The organism is Jiangella anatolica (assembly GCF_003236295.1).
GTDB classification, from domain to species: Bacteria; Actinomycetota; Actinomycetes; order Jiangellales; family Jiangellaceae; genus Jiangella; species Jiangella anatolica.
Genome location: NZ_POTW01000128.1, coordinates 1 through 15,574, shown reverse-complemented (window position 1 = coordinate 15,574; position 15,574 = coordinate 1). Strand labels below are relative to the sequence as shown.

General features: G+C 71.8%; 15 protein-coding genes. 1 reads left to right on the top strand and 14 read right to left on the bottom strand.

What is annotated here, in order from left to right; translation table 11 throughout:
* The 11 genes from C1I92_RS30430 to C1I92_RS30380 all read right to left on the bottom strand — a co-directional run.
* The coding region (locus C1I92_RS30430; protein WP_146605342.1) for an EamA family transporter at window positions 1-425 on the bottom strand (425 nt) is incomplete at its 3' end.
* A gap of 58 nt (window positions 426-483) precedes the next feature.
* Window positions 484-1,215, bottom strand: coding sequence for a GntR family transcriptional regulator (locus C1I92_RS30425; protein WP_111258386.1), 732 nt, complete (start codon window positions 1,213-1,215; stop codon window positions 484-486).
* 41 nt (window positions 1,216-1,256) lie between these two features.
* Window positions 1,257-3,530, bottom strand: coding sequence for a xanthine dehydrogenase family protein molybdopterin-binding subunit (locus tag C1I92_RS30420; RefSeq protein ID WP_111258385.1), 2,274 nt, complete (start codon window positions 3,528-3,530; stop codon window positions 1,257-1,259).
* Window positions 3,523-4,026 carry a (2Fe-2S)-binding protein gene (locus tag C1I92_RS30415; protein ID WP_111258384.1) on the bottom strand — a complete coding sequence of 168 codons (504 nt, stop codon included), beginning with the start codon at window positions 4,024-4,026 and terminating at the stop codon, window positions 3,523-3,525. The genes C1I92_RS30420 and C1I92_RS30415 overlap by 8 nt, the downstream gene beginning before the upstream one ends.
* Window positions 4,023-4,826 (bottom strand): FAD binding domain-containing protein, encoded by an 804-nt coding sequence (locus C1I92_RS30410; RefSeq protein ID WP_111258383.1) that lies wholly within the window; start codon window positions 4,824-4,826, stop codon window positions 4,023-4,025. Before C1I92_RS30410 ends, C1I92_RS30415 begins: the two co-directional genes overlap by 4 nt.
* Window positions 4,823-5,284 carry an SRPBCC family protein gene (locus tag C1I92_RS30405; RefSeq protein ID WP_111258382.1) on the bottom strand — a complete coding sequence of 154 codons (462 nt, stop codon included), beginning with the start codon at window positions 5,282-5,284 and terminating at the stop codon, window positions 4,823-4,825. The genes C1I92_RS30410 and C1I92_RS30405 overlap by 4 nt, the downstream gene beginning before the upstream one ends.
* 16 nt (window positions 5,285-5,300) lie before the next feature.
* Entirely contained in the window at window positions 5,301-6,281 is a 981-nt protein-coding gene (locus C1I92_RS30400; protein ID WP_111258381.1) for an LLM class flavin-dependent oxidoreductase, read from the bottom strand.
* A 13-nt stretch (window positions 6,282-6,294) separates the two neighbouring features.
* Entirely contained in the window at window positions 6,295-7,683 is a 1,389-nt protein-coding gene (locus C1I92_RS30395; protein ID WP_111258380.1) for a dihydroorotase, read from the bottom strand.
* A 1-nt stretch (window position 7,684) separates the two neighbouring features.
* A complete protein-coding gene (locus C1I92_RS30390) occupies window positions 7,685-8,638 on the bottom strand; it encodes an alpha/beta hydrolase (RefSeq protein WP_111258379.1) in 954 nt (317 codons plus the stop codon).
* 710 nt (window positions 8,639-9,348) lie between these two features.
* Window positions 9,349-11,970 carry a type I DNA topoisomerase gene (gene topA, locus C1I92_RS30385; protein WP_111258378.1) on the bottom strand — a complete coding sequence of 874 codons (2,622 nt, stop codon included), beginning with the start codon at window positions 11,968-11,970 and terminating at the stop codon, window positions 9,349-9,351.
* Between the two features lie 163 nt (window positions 11,971-12,133).
* Window positions 12,134-12,829, bottom strand: coding sequence for a YggS family pyridoxal phosphate-dependent enzyme (locus C1I92_RS30380; RefSeq protein ID WP_111258377.1), 696 nt, complete (start codon window positions 12,827-12,829; stop codon window positions 12,134-12,136).
* Between the two features lie 26 nt (window positions 12,830-12,855).
* Here C1I92_RS30380 and C1I92_RS30375 point away from each other — a divergent pair, with 26 nt between their 5' ends.
* Entirely contained in the window at window positions 12,856-13,713 is an 858-nt protein-coding gene (locus C1I92_RS30375; RefSeq protein ID WP_111258376.1) for a YndJ family protein, read from the top strand.
* Here C1I92_RS30375 and C1I92_RS30370 read toward each other — a convergent pair.
* From C1I92_RS30370 to C1I92_RS30360, 3 genes are all read right to left on the bottom strand, one after another.
* Window positions 13,668-14,660 (bottom strand): aldo/keto reductase, encoded by a 993-nt coding sequence (locus C1I92_RS30370; RefSeq protein ID WP_233507473.1) that lies wholly within the window; start codon window positions 14,658-14,660, stop codon window positions 13,668-13,670. The genes C1I92_RS30375 and C1I92_RS30370 overlap by 46 nt on opposite strands.
* A gap of 28 nt (window positions 14,661-14,688) precedes the next feature.
* Window positions 14,689-15,069 carry a MerR family transcriptional regulator gene (locus tag C1I92_RS30365; RefSeq protein WP_199521754.1) on the bottom strand — a complete coding sequence of 127 codons (381 nt, stop codon included), beginning with the start codon at window positions 15,067-15,069 and terminating at the stop codon, window positions 14,689-14,691.
* 38 nt (window positions 15,070-15,107) lie between these two features.
* Window positions 15,108-15,574: CAP domain-containing protein (locus C1I92_RS30360; protein ID WP_146605341.1), on the bottom strand; the 467-nt coding region annotated here is incomplete at its 5' end.

Sequence of the window (15,574 nt, the reverse complement as noted above, 5' to 3'; positions counted from 1 at the left end):
CCCGCCCGCCGGTTGGCCAGGTAGACGCCGAGCACGATGACCAGGATCGCCGCCACGTCGGCGGGACCGAGCGCCTGGCCGATCAGCACCCAGGCGAAGATCATCGTGAACATCGGGTTCGCCGCCTGGATCGCGCTGGCCCGCGACGGGCCGAGCGTCTCCACCGACGCGAAATAACCGCGCCGGCCCAGATACGCGGAGAACACCCCGGCCAGCAGGAACATCCCCGCGGCCGGCCAGTCGATCCGCAGCGGCGACGACCGCAATAGCAGCTGACCGGCCAGCAGCCCGGCGCCGACCACGAGGTTCGTGACCAGCGAGACGAGGAAGCCCAGGCCCTGCTCCAGGCGGCGGCTGGCCGCACGCACGACGAACGCGTTGGCGGCGAACAGCAGCAGCGCCACCAGCGCCAGCGCGTCACCCACGGTTGATATTAAATCAACTTAGTCGCCCGGCCGGAACAGCCGACCACGAAGCAGAAGGTCAGCGGGCGGTGGCGGCCGCGGGGTCGTTCTCGGAGACCAGCTTCTGCAGCTCCTCCGAGACGTGCGACAGGTGGTCGCGCAGCCACTTCTTGCCGCCCTCGAGGTCGCCGGCCTCCAGGTGCGACAGCAGGCCGGGGTGGCCGCCGTGCTCCTCGGTGACGCGCAGCAGCAGGAGGTAGCGGCCGACCGAGCCGCGCAGGTGCTTGGCCTCCGCGAGCGCTCGCGGCCGCTCGGCCAGCGCGTACAGCTTCTCGTAGAAGTCCTTGCGGATCTCGAGGCCGGCGGCGAGGTCGGCGGCGGACTCCATCGCCTCGGCGGAGCGGCGCAGGTCGCGCAGGATGTCCTCGGTGAGGTGCGGCATGGCCCGCTCGAGCAGGTAGGTCTCGAGCAGGATGCGCAGCTCGTAGATCTCCGCGATCTCGTCGGCCTGCAGGACGGAGACGGTGACGCCGCGGTGCGCGTGGATGCGGACCAGGCCCTCACCCTCGAGCTGGCGCAGGCTGGCGCGGACCGGCATCCGGCTGACGCCGAGGGTGGCGGCGATGTTGTCGAGGTTCAGCCGCTGTCCCGGGGGGAAATGGCCCTGCAGGATCGCCTCGCGGATGAACGACTGCGTCATGTCCTCGACGGTCTGGAAGGTGCCCCGCACGGACTGCGCCAGCCGGTCGAGCACCTCCTGCCCGGCGGCCGACTGACCGTTGTCCGCTCCGGCGGATTTCGCCTTCGCCATGATTCTTCCCCTGCCTCCGCTGTTTCTTGAAGATACATGACTCAATCGGTGCTGATCAGGCGCCACACGCGCTCGGGGGTGAGTGGAAGACGATCGGGCCAGCGTCCGGTGGCGCGTGCCACCGCGGCCGCGACGGCCCCTCCGATGGGATTGAGCGTCCCCTCCCCCGCACCTTTAGCGCCATACGGTCCCACACCGTCCCTGCGCTCGGCAATCATCAGATCGATCTTGCGTGGGAGGTCCGTCACACGGGGCACGCGATAGTCGACGACGTTGGCGTTGGCCAGCTGCGGGCCGTCGTAGACGAGCTCCTCGTGCAGCGCCGCGCCCAGGCCCTGGGTGGCGGCGCCGAGGTCCTGTCCCTCGACGGCGCGCGGGTTGATCGCGAAGCCGACGTCGGCGACGGTGACCAGCTGGTCGACGGCGACGACGCCGGTCTCGGGGTCGATCTGCACCGCGACGCCGACCATGCCGACCTCCCAGAACGGCGGCATCTGCTGGGTCGCGCCGTCGCGGCGCAGCAGCCCGACGCCCGTGACCTCGCCGGCCGAGCCGCCGAACCACTGCCGGACGACGGCGCCGAAGTCCACCTCGCGCCCGTCCGGGCCCGCCACCGCGCCGGGCAGGTCGCGCACGTCGTCGACCGGACAGGAGAACAGCTCGGCGGCCATGTCGCGCAGCCGGGACCGGGCGTCGGCACACGCGCGCTGCAGCGCCAGCCCGACCAGGGTGGTGGTGCGGCTGGCGCCCGTGGTCCGCTCGTACGGCGTCACCGACGTGTCGGACTGGACGACGGTGACGACGGAAAGGTCGACGCCCAGCTCCTCGGCGGCGACCTGCGCCAGCAGCGACCGGCTGCCCTGGCCCATCTCCGTCGAGCCGCTGAGCACCAGCACCGAGCCGTCGATCTGGATGCGCACCTGCGCGGTCGAGATCGGGTAGGCGCCGGCGTCGGACGCGGAGCAGCCGAAGCCGACGCCGTAGTACGGGACGTCCTTGCGGTCGCGCTCCAGCGACTCGACCACCATCTCCAGGTCGGCCGGGAGATCGGCGTCGATGCCGCGCTTGCCGGGCAGGATCTCCTCGCCCTTGCGCACCAGGTTCCGCCGGCGGATGTCCGCGCCGGAGAGGCCGAGCCGCTCGGCCGCCTGGTCGAGGTTGGTCTCGCCGGCCAGGTTGCCCTGCGGCGCGCCGAACCCGCGGTACGACGACGCGGGCGACGTGTTCGTGTAGACGGAGACGCCGTGGGCGCGCAGGTTCGGCACCCGGTACGGCCCGAAGCAGCGGTTCACGGCCTTGGCCATGACCAGCGGGCTGTTGTCGGCGTACGCGCCGGAGTCCATGACGATGTCGAACTCGCGCGCGAGGATCGCGCCGTCGGCGGCGAACCCGCTCTTCACCCGGATCCGCGCGGAGTCGACCCGGGTGGTGTAGATCGCCTCCTCGACGGTGAGCGTCAGCTTCACCGGCCGGCCGCTGACCCACGACGCGACCGACGCCAGCGGCTCGACCTTCGTGTACGACTTCGACCCGTAGCCGCCGCCGAGGTACGGCGACGTCACCCGCACCTTCGACAGCGGCAGGCCGAAGACGCGGGCCAGGTCGTCGCGGACCATGTACGGGTGCTGCGCCGTCGAGACGACGGTGAGCGCGCCGTCGTGGAACGAGGCGACCGCGTTGTACGGCTCCATGGCGTACGCGTAGAGCATCGGGAAGTGGACGGTGTTCTCGACGACGACCGCGGCCTCGGCGAACGCGGCGTCGACGTCGCCCCAGCCGATGGTGACCTCGTGCGCGACGTTCGACAGCGCCGCCGTGGCGGACTCATCCACATGAGACAGGTTCTGGAACGACTCGTCGCCGGTCGCGTCGTAGGACTCCTCGTGCACCAGCGGCGCGCCGTCGGCCAGCGCGGCGTCGACGTCCATGGCCGACGGCAGGTCCGCGTACGACACCCGGACCAGCTCGACGGCGTCGGCGGCGGCCGCCACGGTCTCGGCGACGACGACGGCGACCGGCTCGCCGTAGTAGCGCACCTTGTCAGGCGCCAGGATCCAGTGGTCGGCGATGATGTGCCCGAACCGCGCGTGCAGCGTCGCGATGTCGGCAGCCGTCACGACCGCGACGACGCCGGGCGCGGCCAGCGCATCGGCGACGTCGATCGCCGTGATGCGTGCGTGCGCCCGGTCCGAGCGCACGACCTTCGCGTGCGCCATGCCGGGCATCGTCACGTCGACGCAGTACTCCGCCGCGCCGGTGACCTTCTCGATCAGGTCCGGCCGGCGCACCGAGCGGCCGACGACGCGCTCACCCATGCGCCCCTCCCCGCTGCCGCTCGGCGACCTGCTCGACCGCCTCGACGATCGGCTGATAGCCGGTGCACCGGCAGATGTTGCCCTCCAGGTGCTCGACGATCGCCGCGCGGTCCGGCGGCTCGTCGCCGTCGAGCAGCGCCTTGGCCATCATCAGGAACCCGGGGGTGCAGAACCCGCACTGCAGCGCGAAGTTGTCGACGAACGACTCCTGCAGCGGGTGCAGCGTCCGCCCGTCGGACAGCCCCTCGACGGTGGTGACGGCGGCGCCGTCGGCGTCGGCGGTGAGGAACGTGCACGCGCTGACCGGCCGGCCGTCGACCAGCACCGTGCACACGCCGCACACCTGCAGCTCGCAGCTCACCTTGGTGCCGGTCAGGCCGAGATCCTCGCGCAGGAAGTCGGCCAGCAGCGACCGCGGCTCCACCTGCCGGCTGACGCTCACGCCGTTGACGTCGACGGTCACCGCGACGCGCGGTGGACCAGAAGGCTCGGTCATGGGCTCACCCGTTCCAGCTTCGCCAGCGCACGCCGCACGTAGACCGCGGTGACGTGCCGCTTGTACTCCTCGGACCCGGACAGGTCCGGGGTGGGATCGACGCGGGCCGCGATGTCGTCGGCGTCGATCTCGCCCAGCGACCCGAACGACCACGCCAGCGGCACCTCGCCGACCGCGCCGACCGCCAGCCGGTACCAACCGGCGGCCTCGTCGGCCAGCACCGCGACGCCGGCCGTCGGCCGCTCCATGGTCTGGAACTTCAGGTACGCCCCGCGCAGCCCGTCCCGCAGCGGGATGCGCACGTCGACCAGCAGCTCGTCCGGCTCGCGCTCGGCGTAGTACGGCCCGGCGACGAACTCCTCCACCGCGACGACACGCCGCCCGGCCGGCCCGGCCAGCGTCACCGAGGCCTCCAGCGCCATCAGCACCGTCGCCACGTCGGACTTCGGCTCGGCGAAGCAGAGGTTGCCGCCGATCGAGCCCTGGTTGCGCACCCGGGCGTTGCCGATGTGCCGCTCCATCCGGGCGAACACCGGCAGCCGCTCCCGGATGACGGGGTGCGCGGCGAGGTCGGCGTGCCGCTCGGTGGCGCCGATGACCAGCCCGCCGTCGTCGACCCGGACGCCGGCCAGCTCCGGCACCCGCTTGAGGTCGACCAGCGCGTCCGGCCGGTGCAGCCCGGCCCGCATGGCCAGCAGCAGCTCGGTGCCGCCGCAGTAGGGCACCGCGTCCTCGGACAGCTCGCGCAGCGCGTCGTCCAATGTCGTGGGCCGGACCAGCGCGAACGGCGGCAGCGTCATCCCGCGCCCAGCACCTTCTCGGCGTTGGCGAAGAACTCCTTGATGATCTTCTCCGCCTTCTTGTTGATGGTGCCACCGCCCATCGCCGCGACCTTGCCGCTGACCTCGTACACGCCGGCCACGCGCACCGTCGTGCCGCCGTCGCCGGACGGCGCGAGGTCCAGCGTCGCGTCGACGACGAGGCGGGAGCCGACCTGGCGGTCCTCGCCCTCGGCGTGCACCGTCACGTGCTCTTCGGTACGGACGTCGCTGAGCGTGATGGCGAGGTCCGCGCGGAGCTTGAACGGGCCGAGCCGGTCCAGCAGCACGGCGGTGTAGCGCTCCAGGTGCGCCAGCTCCTCGGCCTGCTCCAGCACGCTGATCCACGACACCAGGACCGGCACGTCGATCAGCGTCGCCCACGCCTGCTCGGGCGCCGCGGACACCGTCAGCTCCCGGCCGAACTCACTTCGAGGCATGCGGGCCCCTCTCTCGTCAGCCCTTGAGCTTGGGCAGGACCTCGGCGCCGAGCAGCTCGATCTGGTCGAACCACTTGTCGAACTTGAAGCGGAAGTCGAAGACGAGATGCTCGACACCGGCCGCCTCGAACTTACGGCATTCCTCGACGGCGCCGTCGACGTCGCCGGCGATCAGCTGGCCCTCCAGGTCCTCGACCGTCTCGAACTGGCCCGACGGCGGTTTGACCGCCCACTTGGACTTGTTCGCCCAGGCCAGCAACCCGGGGATGTTGACGTGCGCCAGCGCCTCCTCGCGGGTGCGCTCGATCGACGTCGGCGGGATGACGGCGATCGTGGGCCGCTCCCGGCCGGCCGCCGCCGACAGCTCCTCGATCGTCTCGATCCGCTTCCGCAGCGTGGCCATCGCGATCCGGCCGGGCATCCAGCCGTCACAGAACTCCACCGCGAGCCGGGCCGAGCGCGGCGTCGCGCCGCAGTACCAGAACGGGATCCGCCCGCCCAGCGGCTTGGGCTCGATGCTGACGTCCTCGAAGGCGAAGTTGTCGTCCTTGTAGCTGACCTCGTTCTCGGTGAAGACCCGCCTGAGGATCTCGGCGTTGGAGCGGACCAGCTCGACGCGGTCGCGGTCGCCCCAGCCGATCGCCTCGAACTCGTGGTCGAACGTGCCGGCACCGAAGCCGAGGATCAGCCGGTCCGCGCCGAGCAGGTGCGACATGGTGCCGGCCATCAGCGCGGTGGTCAGCGGGTGGCGGAACGGGATCAGCGAGCCGGTGCCCAGCTGGATCCGCTCGGTGACGGCGCCGATCGCGGTGAGCGTGGTCAGCGCGTCGTAGAACGTCCGGTTCGGCTTCTCCATCTCGCCGTGCGGCTCGAACACCAGGTGGTCGCGCACCCAGACGGAGTCGAAGCCGAGCTCCTCGGCCCGCTGCGAGCCGCGCAGCAACTTGTCGCGGTCGGCCTGCTCACCGAAGTGGGGCAGCAGAAGTCCATACTTCATATCGTCATCGTCCTTACGCGGAGGGATGGGCGGTGGCGAGCCGGCCGTGGCCGGGCTTTCCGACGACGGCGCCGTCGGCGAACACGTCCGTGCCGCGGACGAGGGTGCGCTCGAACCGGACGCCGATGCTGCGGCGGTCGTACGGCGTCCACCCGACGCGGGACAGGACGTCGTCGTTCGTGATGGTCCACGGGCTGTCGAGGTTCGCGATCACCAGGTCGGCGTCGTAGCCGACGGCGATGCGGCCCTTCCGGCCGGCGAGGCCGAACGCGTCGGCCGGGCGGCGCGCGGCCGCGTCGACGGCCCGCTCCAGCGGCAGCGTGCCCTGGCGGACCGCGTCGAGCAGCAGCGGGTAGTAGTACTGAATGCCCGGCGTGCCGGTGTGGGCGCTCCACATCTTCGTCCAGCCGACCTCCTTCTCCTCGCGCGTGTGCGGCGCGTGGTCGGAGGAGATCATGTCGATGGTGCCGTCCAGCAGGCCTTCCCAGACGGCGGTGCGGTGGTCGTCGGGCACCCAGTACGACAGCGCGTACGGGCCCAGCGTCTCGACGTCGCGCCAGGTCGACAGGAACAGCGCCCAGTGGTTCACCTCGCCGGTGACGTCGACGCCGCGGGCCTTGGCCCGGCGGACCGCGTCGATGGAGCGGCGGGTCTGCATGTGCGCGATGTGGATCGGGCAGCCCGACGCCTCGGACAGCCGCAGCACGACATCGATCGCGGTGTCCCAGATGACGCCGTCGCGGGCGGCGTAGGCGCCGGCATAGCCCTGCGGGGTGTTGTCGCCGCGGGCCAGCACCTCGCCCTCGATGTAGTCCATCAGCGCCTGGTCGTGCGGGTGGATGATGAACCGCTTCCCGGTCGGCTTGATCAGGTCCATCATCTGCAGCAGGTGGCCGTGGTCGTGCATGCCGGTGCCGGCCGGGTGCGGGTACGTCCGGCCGGTGTCGACGACCATGTAGATCTTGTAGGCGTTGATGCCGGCCTCGGCCATCGAGGCGATGTCGTCGAAGTTCGTCGGCGCCGGGTTGTGGTTGTAGTCGACGATCGACTTCTCCGCGTACAGCGCCAGGACCTCGTTCAGCGTCTTCCGGTCCGTCGTCGGCGGGTCCAGGTTCGGCATGCCGAAGATCGTGGTGACGCCGCCGACCGCGGCCTGCTCGGTCGTGGTGGTGATGTCCTCCTTGTGCGTGTACCCGGGCTCGCGCGTGTGCACGTGGACGTCGACCATGCCCGGCAGCACCAGCCGGCCGGTCGCGTCGACGACCGTCGCGTGGTCGCCGAGCGCGGTGCCGGGCGCGACCAGCCCGGCGATGGTGCCGTCGTCGCCGATGAGCACGTCGGCGCGGACGGTGCCGCTCGGAGTGACGACGTCGCCTCCGTCGATCCGGGTCGTCACTGCCATGTCAGCGGTCCTCCAGATAGGTGACGGAGCCGGCCTCGCTGTCCTGGGTGGTGATGACGACGTCGCCGTTGCTCAGGTGGGTGTCGAACCAGCCCACGATCGCCGGGGTGACCTTCTCCCAGTACTTGTCGTAGGCGGCGTAGTGCGTGGTGTGCCGCTGCATGACCAGGCGGCGCGGGCCCCGGGCCGCCTCGTAGATGGCGACGGCGTGGTCGGTCGGGGTCGTCGCGTCGCCCTCGACGCCGATCACCATGAGCGGCGTCGTCAGCGTCCGGGCGGCGCCCAGCGGGTCGTACTCGAGGATCTCGTCGGCGGCGGCCAGCGAGACCGCCGTCGGGATGCGGCTGTCGACATCGGCCTTGACGGTGGTCGCGCGGCGCTCCGGCGTCGGGACCATGATCTCCTCGCGCGGGTGCACCAGCCGGCCCTTGCCGGTGGTGACCCGCTCGCGCCGGTCGTCGTCGAGGGCCTTGAGGAAGTCCAGCCACTCGTACTCCGAGCGCATGCGGTGCAGCCAGTCACGCCCGTTGGCGACCGGGAGCTGGCTCACGGCGGCCCGGACCCGCTCGTCGACGGCGGCCAGCAGGACGGCGTTGCCGCCGCCGGTGCCGCCGGAGCCGAACACCCCGATCCGGTCCGCGTCGACGTCGTCGCGCGTCGTCAGGTACGTCACGGCGTTGCGCAGGTCCTGCAGCTGGGCCGACGGGGACAGCTTCTTCTCGCCCTCGGAGTCGCCGAACCCGCGGTAGTCGAAGATCAGCACGCCGAAGCCGGCGGCGGTGAGCGCCTCGTGGTAGCGGACGTAGAGCTTGGCGTCCTTCAGTCCGAGCCAGCCCGGCCCCTGCACGATCGCACGCAGCGGCTCGGCGGGGCGGTCCGCGGACTGGTCGGGCGTACGCCAGGACGCCGAGATGCGGCTCCCCTCGCTGTAGAAGACGACGTCCTCGATCCGCATCGACCCTCCATATTGGATAATTGATACAGAGTCTAAAGTGCGCGACCTGATCGGGCAAGATGCCGGAAAGGGACGGTGATACGGGTTCCGCAACGGGTGATTCAGGCCGCGCCGGCTGGAGGCCCGGCGAGGCCGAGCACCGGCTGCCGCCCGTCAGGCTGGGCAGCCTTGGCACGCCGGAGCGCTCCACAAATGCGGCATTTCAGGCGTAGCCGGTCGCCCTCAGCGTGCCAAGCACGACGCTGGAGCGTGCCAAGCGCGCTGCGCTGATCGCCGACGGCGACGCCCATCCGGCACGACGGGGGGTGTACCCGCGCGACGAGTGCGTGCGCATGGCGGAGTGTCGTGATCCCCAGCGCGGACCTTGGCACGCTGGGGAGTACCACAAATGCGGCATTTCAGGCGTAGCCGGTCGCCCTCAGCGAGCCAAGCACGACGCTGGAGCGTGCCAAGCGCGCTGCGCTGATCGCCGACGGCGACGGCGATCCGGCACGACGGGGGTGTACCCGCGCGACGAGTGCGTGCGCATGGCGGAGTGTCGTGATCCCCAGCGCGGACCTTGGCACGCCGGGGAGTACCACAAATGCGGCATTTCAGGCGTAGCCGGTCGCTCTCAGCGTGCCAAGCGCGACGCTGGAGCGTGCCAAGCGCGACGCTGGAGTGTGGCCGGCGTGGAGCGGTGCGGCGCGCCCGACCGCGGCGAACCGCAGTCAGCCGCGTGAGCGCGCCCGCGCGGCCCGCTTCTTCGGGGCCGGGCCCTTCGCTCGCTTCTCCGCGATCAGCTCGACCGCGCGCTCGTGCGTCAGCTGCTCGATGTCGGTGTCGCGCGGCACCGTCACGTTGACCTCGCCGTCGGTGATGTACGGACCGAACCGGCCGTCCTTCACCACCAGCGGCTTCTGGGACACCGGGTCGGTGCCCAGCTCGCGCAGCGGCGGCGTCGCGGCCCGGGCGCCACGACGCCCCTTCGGCTGCGCGAACAGCTGCTCCGCCTCCTCGACGGTGACGGTGAACAGCGACGGCTCGTCGGGCAGCGACCGGGTGTCGGTGCCCTTCTTCACGTACGGGCCGTAGCGGCCGTTGCTGGCGACGATCTCGACGCCCTCGACGTCCGTGCCGACCACCCGCGGCAGCGTGAGCAGCCGCAGCGCGTCGTCGAGCGTCACCGTGTCGACCGACATGGTGCTGAACAGCGACGCCGTCGGCGGCCGCTCGTTCTTCGGCGCGTCGTCAGGCAGCACCTCGGTGACGTACGGGCCGTAGCGCCCGGACTTCGCCACGACGGTGCGCCCGGTGGCCGGGTTGACCCCCAGCTCACGGTCGCCGTTGCCGCGGCTCACCAATTCGCCGGCGAGCTCGACGGTCAGCTCGTCCGGCGGCAGGTCCTCGGGGATGCTGCCGCGGTTGCCCTCGGCGTCCTCCAGATACGGGCCGTAGCGGCCGACCCGCACGGTGTAGCCGTCGCCGATGGGGAACGAGGAGATCTCCCGCGCGTCGATCTCGCCGAGGTTGTCGGCCAGCTTCTTCAGCCCGTCGACGCTGTCGTCGCCGTGCCAGAACTGGGCCAGCTCGGCGGCGCGGTCGGCGCGACCGCCGGCGATGTCGTCGAGGACGTCCTCCATCTTCGCGGTGAACTCGTAGTCGACCAGCCGGGTGAAGTGCTCCTCCAGCAGCCGCACGACGGCGAAGGCCAGCCAGGCCGGCACCAGCGCGGTGCCGCGCTTGAACACGTAGCCGCGGTCGAGGATGGTGCGGATGATCGACGCGTACGTCGACGGCCGGCCGATCTCGCGGTCTTCCAGCTCCTTGACCAGCGTCGCCTCGGTGTAGCGGGCCGGCGGCTTGGTGCTGTGCCCCTCCGGCTCGAGGGCGGCCGCCGTCAGCCCCTGGCCCTCCGCCAGCTGCGGCAGCCGCCGCTCGCGGTCGTCCAGCTCGGCCTCGGGGTCGTCGGCGCCCTCGACGTAGGCCTTGAGGAAGCCGTGGAACGTGATGGTCCGGCCGGACGACGTGAACTCAGCCAGCTCGCCCGTAGAAGCGGTGGCGCCGATGCGGACGGTGATCGTCTCGCCCTTCGCGTCGCGCATCTGCGAGGCGACGGTGCGCATCCAGATCAGCTCGTACAGCCGGTACTCGTCGTCGCGCAGGCCGGTCTCGGCCGGGGTGCGGAAGGAGTCGCCGGCCGGGCGGATCGCCTCGTGCGCCTCCTGCGCGTTCTTCACCTTGCTGGCGTACTTACGCGGCGCGTCGGGCAGGTACTCGGCGCCGTACAGCTCCGCCACCTGCGCCCGGGCCGCGTTCAGCGCGGAGTCCGAGAGCGTGATGGAGTCGGTACGCATATAGGTGATGAAGCCGTTCTCGTACAGCCGCTGCGCCACCTGCATGGTGCGCGCAGCGCCGTAGCCGAGCTTGCGCGACGCCTCCTGCTGCAGGGTCGTGGTCCGGAACGGCGCATACGGCTTGCGGGTGTACGGCTTGGCCTCGACCGAGCGGACGGTGTAGTCGACACCGCCCAGCGCGGCGGCCAGGGCGCGGGCGCGCTGCTCGTCGAGCACGGCGACCTCGCGGGACTTCACCTCACCGCGGGCGTCGAAGTCGCGGCCGGACGCCACCCGGACGCCGTCGACGCTGGCCAGCCGGGCCTCGAACGCGTGCGGGTCGTCGTTCCGGCCGGTGTCGAGCGTGGCCTTGAGGTCCCAGTAGTCGGCCGAGCGGAACGCCATGCGCTCGCGCTCGCGGTCGACGACCAGGCGCGTCGCCACGCTCTGCACCCGTCCCGCCGACAGGCCCTGCATGACCTTGCGCCACAGCACCGGCGACACCTGGTAGCCGTAGAGGCGGTCGACGATGCGCCGCGTCTCCTGGGCGTCGACGAGGTCCTCGTCGATGTCGCGGGGGTTCTGGACGGCGGCGCGGATCGCGTCGCGGGTGATCTCGTGGAAGACCATCCGGCGCACCGGGACCTTCGGCTTGAGCTCCTCGCGCAGGTGCCAGGCGATGGCCTCGCCCTCGCGGTCCTCATCGGTCGCGAGCAGGAGCTCGTCGGCCTCCTTGAGCATGGTCTTGAGCTTCTTGACCTGGTCCTTGGCCCGGCCCGCCGGCACGATGTAGAGCGGCTCGAACCCACCCTCGACGTCGACGCCGACCGGGTTGCCGTACCGCTCGCGCTCGGCCGCGGGGACATCGGTCTTCTTCGAGGGGAGGTCGCGGATGTGGCCGAACGACGACTCGACCATGTAGCCGTCGCCAAGGTAGCCGGCGATGGTCTTGGCCTTCGCCGGCGACTCCACGACGACGAGACGGCGGCGGGCCGCGCCGTTCGTGGATCGAGCCATGAATGCTCCTCACTTCCCCGGGCGCGCTGAACCGACCCCTTCGGTCCGCGAATTTCTCCCTGCGACAACGCACGGTATCCGACGTTGTTCCCGAGACGCGAAGAGGATAACCCGGACGGCGAGCCCGGCACCGGGTGATCAACACGTCCGCCTGCTGCCAGAATCAGTCCGGCCGGGGCCGTTCGCCGAACACAGCGGAGCCCACCCGCACCAGCGTCGCGCCCTCCGCCACGGCCGCTTCCAGGTCGCCGCTCATGCCCATCGAGAGCACCGGCAGCCCAGCTCCGACGGCGCCGGCGGCCCGGTCGCGCAGCTCGCGCAGCGCCCGGTAGGACGCCCGCACGGCGGCCTCGTCCGGCGACTGCAGGCCGACCGTCATCAGCCCGCGCACCCGCAGCCGGTCCCGTTTCGCGATCTCGGTGACGACGGAGACCGCCTCGGGCGGCGCGACGCCGGACTTGGTGGTCTCGCCGGACGTGTTGACCTGCACGAGCACGTCGAGCGTCCGGTCCAGGGTCTCGAGCCGCCGCTGCAGCCGGTCGGCCAGCTCGACGCCGTCGACGGACTGGACGCAGCTGACGTAGCGGAGCACCTGGTTGACCTTGTTCGACTGGAGGTGCCCGATGAAGTGCCGCTCGCACGGCAGGTCCGCCAGTTCGGCGTCCTTCTCCGCCAGCTCCTGGACCCGGTTCTCGCCGATCAGCCGGGCGCCGGCGGCGATCGCGGCGGCGATCCGCGCGGCCGGCTGGGTCTTCGTGGCGAGCAGCACCTCGACCTCGTCCGGCGCCCGCCCGGCCGCCGCACACGCCGCGTCGAGGCGCGACCGCACCGCCGCCAGGTTGTCCCGGATCTCCGGCATCGATCCCCTTCCCTAAGCTCTCAGTCGTGACGGTACTGGTCGGCTGGATCCTCGCGCTCGGGATGGTCGTCGTGGTTCCGCTCGGGCTCCGGCTGATCGACGACGACCGGCAGCTGCTCGGGCCGGTCGGGCAGGTGTGGCCGTTCGCCGGGGCGCTCGGCGCGCTGTCCCTGCTGCTGGACCGCGGCGACGCCTTCGCCATCGTGCTGGCCTGCTGCTACGCCGCCGTGACCGCCTGGCTCGCGGCACTGGCGGCGCTGCGGCTGCTGCGCCGCCGGTCGCTGGCACCGATCGAGATCGCGGTGCTGACGGCGATGGTCGCGCCCGCCGTCGCGGCGAGCTCGCTGATCGCCGAGCGCGGCGGCTGGGAGCTGCTCGGCTTCGGCATGACGACGCAGCTGCTCACGGTGGCGCACTTCCACTACGCCGGGTTCGCGGCGGCGCTGGCCGCCGGGCTGACCGCGAGCCGGGCGCCGTCACCGCCGGCGTCGATCGCGGCGGTGACGGTGCCGGTGGGCATCGCGCTGGTGTTCCTCGGCTACTTCACCGGCGACGGCGTCGAGCTGGCCGGCGCCGTCGTGCTGACCGCCGGCATGTGGCTGCTCGCCTGGGTCTCGTGGCGCGACATCGGCTCGTCGGCTCGCGGCCGGGCCACCCGGGCGCTGTTCGCCGTCAGTGCGGCGGTCCTGGTGGCGACCATGCTGCTGGCGCTGAGCTGGGCGGCCGGGCACGTCTTCGACGCCGTACCGCACCTCTCGCTCACCTGGATGGCCGCCACCCACGGCCTGGCCAACGCGCTCGGCTTCGCCGTCTGCGGGCTGCTCGCCTGGCGCCGGATTCAGCGCTCCGGCGACACTCCGGCGACGAAGCTCATGTCCGGGTAGCGGTCGCCGACCGGGACGATCGAGTCCAGCAGCGCCAACTCGGCGGCGTCCAGCGTGACGTCGAGCGCGGCGACGTTCTCCTCCAGGTAGCGGCGCCGCTTGGTGCCGGGGATCGGCACGACGTCGTCGCCGCGGGCCAGCACCCACGCCAGCGCCAGCTGTCCCGCCGTCACGCCCTTGCCGTCCGCCAGCTCGCGCACGGTGTCGACCAGGCGCAGGTTCTGCTCGAACGCCTCGCCCTGGAAGCGCGGGCTGTGCCGCCGGTAGTCGTCGGGCCCGAAGTCGTCCGGCGAGGTGAGCGCGCCGGTCAGGAAGCCGCGGCCGAGCGGGCTGTACGCGACCACGCCGATGCCGAGCTCGCGGCAGGTGGCGAGGACGTCGCCCTCGACGTCGCGGCTCCACAGCGACCACTCCGACTGCAGCGCGGCGATCGGGTGGACGGCGTGCGCCCGGCGGATCGTCGCGGCGGCCGCCTCGGACAGGCCCAGGTGGCGTACCTTGCCCGCCCGGACCAGCTCGGCCATCGCGCCGACGGTGTCCTCGATCGGCGTCGTGGGGTCGACCCGGTGCAGGTAGTAGAGGTCGACGTGGTCGACGCCGAGGCGGCGCAGCGATCCGTCCATGGAGGCGCGCACGTACTCGGGACGGGCGTCGAAGCCGCGCTTCAGCGGGTCGGCGGGGTCCAGGACGATGCCGAACTTCGTCGCCAGCACGACCTCGTCGCGGCGGCCGGCGATGGCCCGGCCGACCAGCTCCTCGTTGATGTGCGGGCCGTACACGTCGGCGGTGTCGAGGAAGGTGACCCCGAGGTCGAGCGCACGGTGGATGGTGGCGATCGACTCGGTGTCGTCGCCGGGGCCGTAGGCCTGGCTCATGCCCATGCAGCCGAGGCCGAGGGCGGACACCGTCAGGCCGGACCGGCCGAGGGCGCGTTGCGGGAGGGACACGTACTGCTCCTTGTGTGCTGGTGTGCGGTTACGGGGCCGCGCTGCCGCCGTATTTCGCGATCTTGTAGTCGACGACGTCGAGGGCGACCCGCAGCGCCTCCATCCGGGCGTGCACCGCGTCCCGGTGCGCCGAGAGCAGCGCCAGCCGCTCCGGCTCGGTGTGCGGGCCCGCGTCGACCAGCCGGAAGTAGCGCTGGACGTCGCGGATCGGCATGTCGAGCTGGCGCAGCCGGGTGATGAACACGACCCGGTCGACGTCGCCGGGCGAGTAGTGCCGCCGTCCGGCGCTGTCGCGGCCGACGTCGAGCAGGCCGATCCGCTCGTAGTAGCGCAGCGTGTGCGCCGTCACGCCGGTGCGGCCGGCCACCTCGGCGATGGTCTCACTGGGCCTGGCGTCAAGCGTCGTCACACCACGACCGTAGGGCTTCGAGCGCACTCGAAGTCAAGTCATTCGTAGCCGAACGTCTGCGTCCAGTGCGGTCCGCTGTCGCTGTCCGCCGCGCCGACGCCGATCGCGACGAAGTCGCAGTTCAGGATGTTCGCCCGGTGGCCGGGGCTGTCCATCCACCCCTTGACGACGTCCTCGGCGGACGAGTAGCCCGCGGCGATGTTCTCACCGCCCCAGCTGTCGTAGCCGGCCCGCTCCGCGCGCTCACCCGGGCCGACGCCCTCCGGGGTGACGTGGTCGAAGTAGTCGCGGTCGGCCATGTCCTCGCTGTGCCCGAGGGCCGCCTCGTGCAGCCGGTCGTCGGCGCGCAGCGGTCCGCAGCCCTCGTCCGCCCTGGCCTCGTTGGTCAGGTCGATGACGGCCTGCTCCCGGTCGGAGACGCCGTCCTCCGGCTCCGGCTCGTTCGTCGGGGACGGGGTGGCGACCTGGGTGGGCTCGGGCTCCGGCTCCGGCGGCTCCTCCGTCG

What these genes read in the sequence shown, in the direction of transcription:
- C1I92_RS30425 (WP_111258386.1), bottom strand. Translation starts at nt 1,215, where the DNA reads ATGGCGAAGGCGAAATCCGCCGGAGCGGACAACGGTCAGTCGGCCGCC.
- C1I92_RS30420 (WP_111258385.1), bottom strand. Translation starts at nt 3,530, where the DNA reads ATGGGTGAGCGCGTCGTCGGCCGCTCGGTGCGCCGGCCGGACCTGATC.
- C1I92_RS30415 (WP_111258384.1), bottom strand. Translation starts at nt 4,026, where the DNA reads ATGACCGAGCCTTCTGGTCCACCGCGCGTCGCGGTGACCGTCGACGTC.
- C1I92_RS30410 (WP_111258383.1), bottom strand. Translation starts at nt 4,826, where the DNA reads ATGACGCTGCCGCCGTTCGCGCTGGTCCGGCCCACGACATTGGACGAC.
- C1I92_RS30405 (WP_111258382.1), bottom strand. Translation starts at nt 5,284, where the DNA reads ATGCCTCGAAGTGAGTTCGGCCGGGAGCTGACGGTGTCCGCGGCGCCC.
- C1I92_RS30400 (WP_111258381.1), bottom strand. Translation starts at nt 6,281, where the DNA reads ATGAAGTATGGACTTCTGCTGCCCCACTTCGGTGAGCAGGCCGACCGC.
- C1I92_RS30395 (WP_111258380.1), bottom strand. Translation starts at nt 7,683, where the DNA reads ATGGCAGTGACGACCCGGATCGACGGAGGCGACGTCGTCACTCCGAGC.
- C1I92_RS30390 (WP_111258379.1), bottom strand. Translation starts at nt 8,638, where the DNA reads ATGCGGATCGAGGACGTCGTCTTCTACAGCGAGGGGAGCCGCATCTCG.
- topA (WP_111258378.1), bottom strand. Translation starts at nt 11,970, where the DNA reads ATGGCTCGATCCACGAACGGCGCGGCCCGCCGCCGTCTCGTCGTCGTG.
- C1I92_RS30380 (WP_111258377.1), bottom strand. Translation starts at nt 12,829, where the DNA reads ATGCCGGAGATCCGGGACAACCTGGCGGCGGTGCGGTCGCGCCTCGAC.